The organism is Rhizobium sp. L9 (assembly GCF_002531885.1).
GTDB lineage: Bacteria > Pseudomonadota > Alphaproteobacteria > Rhizobiales > Rhizobiaceae > Rhizobium.
Genome location: NZ_NWSZ01000008.1, coordinates 272,494 through 279,989 on the forward strand (window position 1 = coordinate 272,494; position 7,496 = coordinate 279,989).

7 protein-coding genes are annotated in these 7,496 nt (G+C 62.2%); 2 read left to right on the forward strand and 5 right to left on the reverse strand.

Translation table 11 applies throughout. The features are described from left to right. The first annotated feature begins 23 nt into the window (after window positions 1-23). Together CO660_RS11215 and CO660_RS11220 are read left to right on the forward strand one after the other, a co-directional pair. A complete protein-coding gene (locus tag CO660_RS11215; RefSeq protein ID WP_097598729.1) occupies window positions 24-254 on the forward strand; it encodes a hypothetical protein in 231 nt (76 codons plus the stop codon). A gap of 5 nt (window positions 255-259) precedes the next feature. Next, complete coding sequence (locus CO660_RS11220; RefSeq protein ID WP_085777852.1) at window positions 260-442, forward strand: hypothetical protein; 183 nt, start codon at window positions 260-262, stop codon at window positions 440-442. Between the two features lie 18 nt (window positions 443-460). Here CO660_RS11220 and CO660_RS11225 read toward each other — a convergent pair whose 3' ends face one another. The 5 genes from CO660_RS11225 to CO660_RS11245 all read right to left on the reverse strand — a co-directional run. After that, window positions 461-2,545 (reverse strand): FAD-binding protein, encoded by a 2,085-nt coding sequence (locus CO660_RS11225; RefSeq protein ID WP_097598730.1) that lies wholly within the window; start codon window positions 2,543-2,545, stop codon window positions 461-463. A 13-nt stretch (window positions 2,546-2,558) separates the two neighbouring features. Then, on the reverse strand, window positions 2,559-3,728 hold the full coding sequence (locus tag CO660_RS11230; protein ID WP_097598731.1) for a Gfo/Idh/MocA family oxidoreductase: 1,170 nt from the start codon (window positions 3,726-3,728) through the stop codon (window positions 2,559-2,561). A gap of 12 nt (window positions 3,729-3,740) precedes the next feature. Beyond that, entirely contained in the window at window positions 3,741-5,396 is a 1,656-nt protein-coding gene (locus CO660_RS11235) for a GMC family oxidoreductase N-terminal domain-containing protein (RefSeq protein ID WP_097598732.1), read from the reverse strand. 9 nt (window positions 5,397-5,405) lie between these two features. Further along, window positions 5,406-6,944: a GMC family oxidoreductase gene (locus CO660_RS11240; protein WP_097598733.1), complete on the reverse strand. Its 1,539-nt coding sequence runs from the start codon at window positions 6,942-6,944 to the stop codon at window positions 5,406-5,408. Window positions 6,945-6,959: 15 nt separating this feature from the next. Then, a partial coding sequence (locus CO660_RS11245) for a TOBE domain-containing protein (RefSeq protein WP_141504831.1) occupies window positions 6,960-7,496 on the reverse strand: 537 nt, incomplete at its 5' end.

Here is a 7,496-nt window from a genome sequence, read left to right on the forward strand (position 1 = left end):
TTGCCTGCAAAGGAGATTGTCCGATGCGCACGAAATCCATTCCCGATTCCGCCAAGCTTCCGCCGAAGTCGTTGAATGAGGATACTCAGGACGACGAGCTGCCCGAGGCAGATGTCGACGACCAGCGCAAGCCTCCCGTTAGCATGGGCAACAGCCGCGAGGCGGGCGACGGCGTGCCCGGCTCCGACCCTGAGACAGGCCGCGCCGATCAGAAGGGTCGCATTCCTGCCCCGCAATTCTCCAATCGGAAATGATCGTCATGGGCGAAAGCAAGAACTATCTCAATACCGACGAAATCCAGGCCGACGACCAGTTGTCGCCGAAACCGGTCGAAGGAAAAGATCCGCCGAGGCATGTGCGCAAAAGCGAAGAAGCCGTCACAGAAGGCTCTGACGATACGGAGCGCATCCGAGTTCCTCCGCCGGTCGCAAATCCCGATTGATATTGTTACAGCATCGCCTCATACCCAAGCACCGAGGTCGTAGATGCGGCCCGTCAGCCAGGCGGGCCAGTCCCGCTCGAAAAAGGATCTGGCGCTTTCATCCAGTTCGCGGTTGGGACGGGTTGAAAGCCTGATCTCATCGCCTTCGAGCCGGACGACGATCTGCTCCTTGCGATGCGCTTCGCTTTCCTTGCGAAAGCGATAGTGCTCCAGTGGACCGACGCTCGCCAGCGGAAGGAATTCGCCCTGTGCATCGCAGATCGCGCGTGCTCCCCGACTGCCGCCGCCCTTGCCGATGAAGAAGTCCAGCGCACTCAGCACCGCTTCCGAGGCGAGCGCCATGTGCCGCCATTGCACGCCTCGGACCGCTTCGGCCGCGCGACCGTAGGCGAGGCCGTTGGCGCGGATTTCGACGTTCAGCGCCCGCGCTTCGACCAAGGCCTGGCGGACGCTCCTTTGATCGCAGATGATGCCCGCCTTCTCGCTCATGCGTGCCTGCACCGCCGAGCGGACCGCTTTGACGGTGAGCGGGCTTTCGGTCCGCAGCGCGGAAAGAAGATTGGTGATGCCCGCCTCCGCCGCCTCCGGTACACGTCCCGCGGCAGCCCGCTTCGCCCCGCCGCCGGCGCCGATGTGTTCGGCCACCCGGGTGCCGAAGACCTGCCCGGCATTCAGCGCCGCTCCACCGGGCCTTGTTACCCCATGTGTGCCCGCCGCCTCCCCGACCGCGTAGCAGCCACCCAGATTAGTGCGGCCCCAGCTATCGACCATGATGCCGCCATTCATGTGCTGGTTGTTGACCGCGAACTCCAGCGGCTCTTCGGCAATATCGATCTTATAGCGGCGATAGAGTTCGATCGCGAGCGGGTTCATATGCTTCAATCGATCGATCGGCATTTCCTGATCGGCGCCAGCCTTGCCGAGATAGAGCCGAACATCCTCGTCCAGCCTTTCCAGGCTGAATGGCAGGTCGCCGGGAACGGGCAGAGGATTGCGATTGAAGTCCATAAAGACGCGCCGACCCGCTGCGGTCTCACGGTAAATGGCGAGATCGACCAGGCTCGAGCCGAAATCCAGCATCCGGGTGGCGTGGAACGGCCATTGATAGCCCTTGCGGAATATGTTTGACGCCAACTCCCGGGTGCTTCGATAATATTCCGCCAGGAAATGGTGTTCGGCGCCTTCGCCATCGACCGAATAGATATGTGGGATTGCCTGGACGTACGTGCCGGACAGATTCCAAGGGAAGCCCTCCCTGCGCGTTCCGATGCCGAACTGGCTTTCGGTCAAATTGACGAGCTCGACGCCTGCCTCCAGCGCCAATCCAAGGGAGCCGAAGCAGCCGTTCGGGTAAACGCTGTCGCGATAGAGTTCGCCCGGGCCGCCGGCGGCGAGCACAATCACGTCACTCACGAACAAGGCGATGCCGAGCGGGTTCTCCTGCCTACGGTCGCCGGCGCGCATGACGAGCATGCCGGCGACATGACGATCAGCCCCCGAGCCCTCGGTGAGGATTTTGACCGCGGTGGTCTGGTTGTAGAATGGCACGCCGAGCCGGATCGCCTCCTCCGCCAGCACCTTGACCATCAGCCGTGACGTGCGCGGGCCGCAGCTGGTGGCGCGGCCGACCTCGTCATGGTCGGTCTGATATCTCAGCGTTCCGCCAAGCGGATCCTGGGGCAGCGGCAAGCCCAAGAACTGCAGCGACGCCATCATCCGCGACGAGCCCACCGCCTCGACATAGGCCGTGTCCTCGTCCATAGCGCCGCCGCCGCCGATGGCGCGGGCCATCGCCCGGTAATTGTCGCCCTGATCGGCCGTGTTTGCGGTGTGCAGGGTTTGCTTGTCAGAGCCAGAGCAGGCCGAGGTTCCGCCCCATGCGCTTTGGCTGATGATGACGACTTCGACGCCGCGCCGCTTCATTTCCACCGCCGCACGCAAACCCGCAGCGCCGGATCCGACGACGACGCAGCTGGCTCGGTGGATCGGCACGTCGATGCCTGCGAGGCGGGCTACTCCGGAAGCAGGAGCCTCCGGCGGAAGCCGCGGCATATCGACGTCGGTCAGTGCGTCAAGAATTTCCTGCGGAACGTCTATTGTCATCGGCTCGCCACAATCAATTGAGCGGGATATCCACCCAGCGTCTCTGCCGGGAGGACTCCATGCATGCGTCGACGATCTGGCAGATATGGTGGCCGGTATCGAATGTCGGCCACATCGGTTTGTTTGCGACAATCGATCGGATCACCTCCGCCACCTCGATGATCTTGCTTTCATTGTAGCCAATGCCGAAATTCGGCAGCGGAAGGAAGGCCCTGAAGGTGGGGTTCTCAGGACCGACGTCGATCTCGCGAAATCCACGGCGTCCCGTGCTGTCGTCGTTGGAGTAAAAACGCAGCCGGTTAATCTCGTCATAGGTATAGGCGATGCTGCCCTTCGTTCCGTAGATTTCATAGGTCTGCATGAATTTGCGGCCGGTGGCGACGCGGCTGAAGTCGACGATGCCGGCGGCGCCGTTTTCGAACCGGCACAGCAGGTTCGTCGCGTCGGGATTGGTGATATCGGCCCAGGCCTCGTTGCCTGACAGTTTCACCTGCTCCCCATAGGCAAGCCCCTCGACGATCGGCCGGCGCGGGGTGACGATGAGATTGTCAGCGATCAGGGAGCTGACGCGGCCAACGAGGAAATCCATGAAGCTGAAGATGTGCGAACCGGTGTCGCCGACGATCCCGGTCGGCGCGAGCTTGCCATCGGCACGCCACATGTACGGCGCTGTGGGATCCCCATACATGTCGACATGCTGGCAGCCGCGAAACAGCTTTATCTCGCCGATTTCACCGGATTCGATGATCTCTTTCGCCAAATCATGAACGGGGTTTCGGGGAAAAGCGTGTCCGACACGTGTAATGACCCCCTTCTCTTTAGCGATCGCGGCCAGCTCCCGCGCTTCATCGGCGGTGTTTGCCAGCGGCTTCTCGCAATAGACATGTTTGCCGGCCAGCAGCGCGGCCTTGGCCACCGGATAGTGAAGATGGTCGGGCAGACAGATATCGATCAGATCGACTTCGGGGTCGGCGACCGCCAGCTTCCAATCCTGGTAGATCCTGGCCCCCGGCGCCCTGTTGCCGATATCCTGCGCTACGTCAGGGTTGCTGTCGACAAGCGCCACGATCCGCGCCGTTCCGTCCGACACGCCGAAGAAATGCTGAAAGGTCTGATAGGCCATCGTGTGGACCTTTCCCATCCAGCCCGAGGCGCCAAGCACTGCAACTTTCACTTCAGACATCGTCGTTACTCCTTAGCGGATCTCGGCGCGGGCCCGCGGCCTGGTATCATTGCGCTCATGGGCGAAGATCGCCGACGGCAGGGCGGCCAAGCCCCGGATGAGGTCCGATCCTTTTTCGCCGACCATGATCGTCGGCGCGTTGGTGTTGCATGACGGCACGCGCGGCATGACGGAGGAATCGCAGACCCTGAGGCCTTCCAAGCCGTGGACCTTGAGATCGAGCCCGACAACCGCGTCGGACCCGGTTCCCATCTTGCAGGTGCCCACCGGATGATGGTCGGTCTTGGCATTGGCGCAGCCATAGTCGAAAAGCTGCTCGTCGGTCACGACCTTCGGCCCGGGAAGCCTTTCGGCCATGACATAGGGTTTCAGCGCCGCCTGCTGCATGATTTCGCGGGCGATCTTGAGCCCCTCCAGCGACATCTTCCTGTCGTGAGGATCGGACCAGTAGTTGGGATCGATCAAGGGAGCCGCACCCGGATCGGCGGATGAGAGACGCACCGTCCCTCGCGAGCGCGGATGCAGATAGGCCGAGTTGAGCGTGACCCCGGCGTTCTTGAGCCGCTCGACGCCTGCTTCGATGCCAGAACCGAGGCCGAGGTGGAACTGGATATCGGGAGACCGTGCGTCGGGATCGGCATACCAGAAGCCGCCGGTCTCGAAGAGCGACGAGGCGACCGGACCGGTGCGGAAGAGAACATATTGAATTCCGGCCCAAATTGTCCGGTGCAGCTTCGCGACGCCGTCATAGGTGTGATCGCCGGTGCATTCGGCGATAACGAACAGGTCGAGATGGTCCTGAAGATTGCCGCCGACGCCGGGCAGATCGTGGAGGGGCCTGACGCCAACCGAGGTCAAATGGTCGGCCGGCCCTATCCCGGACTGCAACAGGAGCTTCGGCGATCCGATCGCGCCTGACGAGACGAGGACTTCGCGTTCAGCCCGCACGACCTCCAGACCGTGTCCGGTCGCGATTTCGACGCCGACCGCGCGACCCGCCTCCAGCATGATGCGGACGACGCGCGCGCCCTTCCGGATCATGAGATTCTTTCGGTTTTTGATTGGCGAGAGATAGGCGAACGATGCCGATGACCGGCGGCGGTTGCGCTGGGTGAGCTGATAAAATCCGACGCCGGCCTGCTGGCGGCCGTTGAAATCGTGATTATAAGGTATGCCGAGCTCCTGACCCGCGCGAATATAGGCGTCGCAGATCGGCAACGGTGCAGCCGGCATGGAGACACCCAGCGGACCGCCATAGGCGTGGTAGTCGTCTGCGAAACGTTGATTGTCCTCGGCACGTTTGAAATAGGGCAGGATCGAACGGTAGTCCCAGCCCTCGCAGCCGTCTTCACTGGCCCAGAGATCATAATCAGCTGCGTTTCCACGGGTGTAGAGCTGTGCATTGATCGACGAGCCGCCGCCGATGATCTTTGCCTGGGTGTAGCGAAGCACCCTGCCCTTCATGTGCTTCTGGGGAACGGTTTCCCATCCCCAGCTGGCGACGCCCTTGGTCATCTTGGCGAAGCCGGCGGGCATGTGGAAAAGAGGATTCCAGTCGCTTCCGCCCGCCTCCAGCAGCAGTACCTTGACATCGGGATCTTCGCTGAGGCGGCTTGCAAGAACGCAGCCCGCAGGACCGGCACCGGTGATGATATAATCGAATCCCATTTTACTGTCCTATTTGAAGCCGGCGCGCATTAATGAATCTGCCTGTGTCTGCAAATCCGCCGATGCGATGTGATGGGCAACTCTGAGCGCTTGACTGGCGACGGTGAGCGCGGGATTGACCGCAGCCGATGTGGGGAGAAAACCGGCGTCGACGACGAAAAGATTGCCGTGATCGTAGGACCGGCAGTATGGATCCAGTGGCGCTGTTGCCGGGTCGTTTCCAATGCGGATCGTTCCGCACTGATGGGACGGCGTGCGTTTGTCAAAGGGTCTGGATAGCACGATCGGAAAACCGATCGACCGCAGGATCGCCTTCAGCTTGGCGACAAGCGCAATATGCGCGTCCCAGTTGGTCCTCTGCCATTTAAGGATGATCCGATCGCCGTCGACCATCACGCGGCTTTCGGGATTCGGAACGTCCTCGCTCATCGCATAGAAGTCGATGGCATGGTCCGTCATGAAACGCAGAAGCCATTCCGGCGCCTGCGGCAGAGAGCCTTTGAGGACCTTTTCGGAAATACGCCCCAGCAACTGCACATTGCCGAGTGGCGGTCCGCCCTCCCCGTCCGAGAGATAGAAGTCGTTGAAGGCGAAGGTCTTCTGGTAGACGGCGGTGTTCCTGAAGCGCGGCGAGACCGCTATCACGGCCGAGGCGTTATGGTTCATGAAGTTGCGGCCCACCTGATCGGAAGAGTTGGCGAGACCCCTCGGGAAGCGATCGTTTTTCGAACGCAACAAAAGCACGGATGACTGGACCGCACCGGCGGAGAGGATGACGATCCTGGGCGAGACGGTCAGCGTCTGTCCGTCCTTGACATAGGTGATCCGGTCGATCCGGCTCCCCGCCCCAGTGTCGAGCCGTATCACCCGTGCATTGGTCTCAAGCCGCACGTTCTCGTGTTTCAGCGCCACCGCGAGCGCTGCGGTCTCGGCATCCATCTTGCCGTCCCGCGAATTCGGATGCGCATCCCAGGGCGTGCGTGCCTTGGAGAGCCAGGCATCGAGATCCAGGCCGAGCGGCAGCGAAAACGGATGCAGGCCTTTCGCCTTGAGGCGTGCCCTGACGTCGGCGACCGGCGCCTCATCGGGCACGGGCGGGAATTCGTAGGCAACCGAGTGATGCGGTTCGGTCGGATCTTCGCCAAGACTGCCGCGAACCTGATACATCAGCTCCGCCTTCGAATACCAGGGCTCCAGCTCTTCATAGGGAAAGGGCCACGCCGGCGACACGCCTTCCCGATGTTCAATGACGTCGAAATCCTCTTTGCGGTAGCGTGAGAGGACGGCGCCGTAGAATTTCGAGTTGCCGCCGACATTGTAATAGTTGCCGGGGTTGAAGCCCCTGCCGTTCGCTTCGTACCACGTCTCATTCGGCCGGAAGTGGCCACGCTGGAAGATGGCGCGCTGGTCGCGATTGACGGGAAGATCAGCAATATGATCGCCGGCTTCGAGGACCAATATCTGCGCACCTGATACAGCCAGGCCGGCAGCGACGGTGGCGCCGCCGACGCCCGAGCCGATGATGACGATGTCTGGTGAACCGCTCATGTCAACACCTGGTGATCACGCGATCCGCGCCTGCGTTTCCGGATCGAAGAAGACAGCCTTGTCGAGATTGAAGGCGAGGCGTGTGTGCTGGCCGGGTGCGATACCGGCATCGGCGCGCAGGCGGGCGACGACTTCCTTGCCGCCGAGCTTGGTGACGGCGAAGGTGTCGGAGCCGGCCGGTTCGACGACCTCGATCAGGCAGTCGCCTTCGGTGAGCGAGCGGGCATTGCGGTCGGCGCCGTCGGGGTCGGTCAGCGCCTCGGGGCGGATGCCGAAGATCACCTGCCGGCCGGCATAGGAGGAAAGGCCGTTGCCGGTCATCGTGACGGGAAGTTTGAGCGGGTCGGCGTTCGGCCGCTCGAGCGAGACGGCAAGGCCGCCGGCGCCGTTCTCGACCGAGGCCTTCACCAGGTTCATCGCCGGCGAGCCCATGAAGTCGGCGACGAACATGTTGGCGGGATTGTTGTAGATCTCCGCCGGCGTGCCGAACTGCTGGACGATGCCGTCCTTCATCACGGCGATGCGGGTGGCGAGCGTCATCGCCTCGATCTG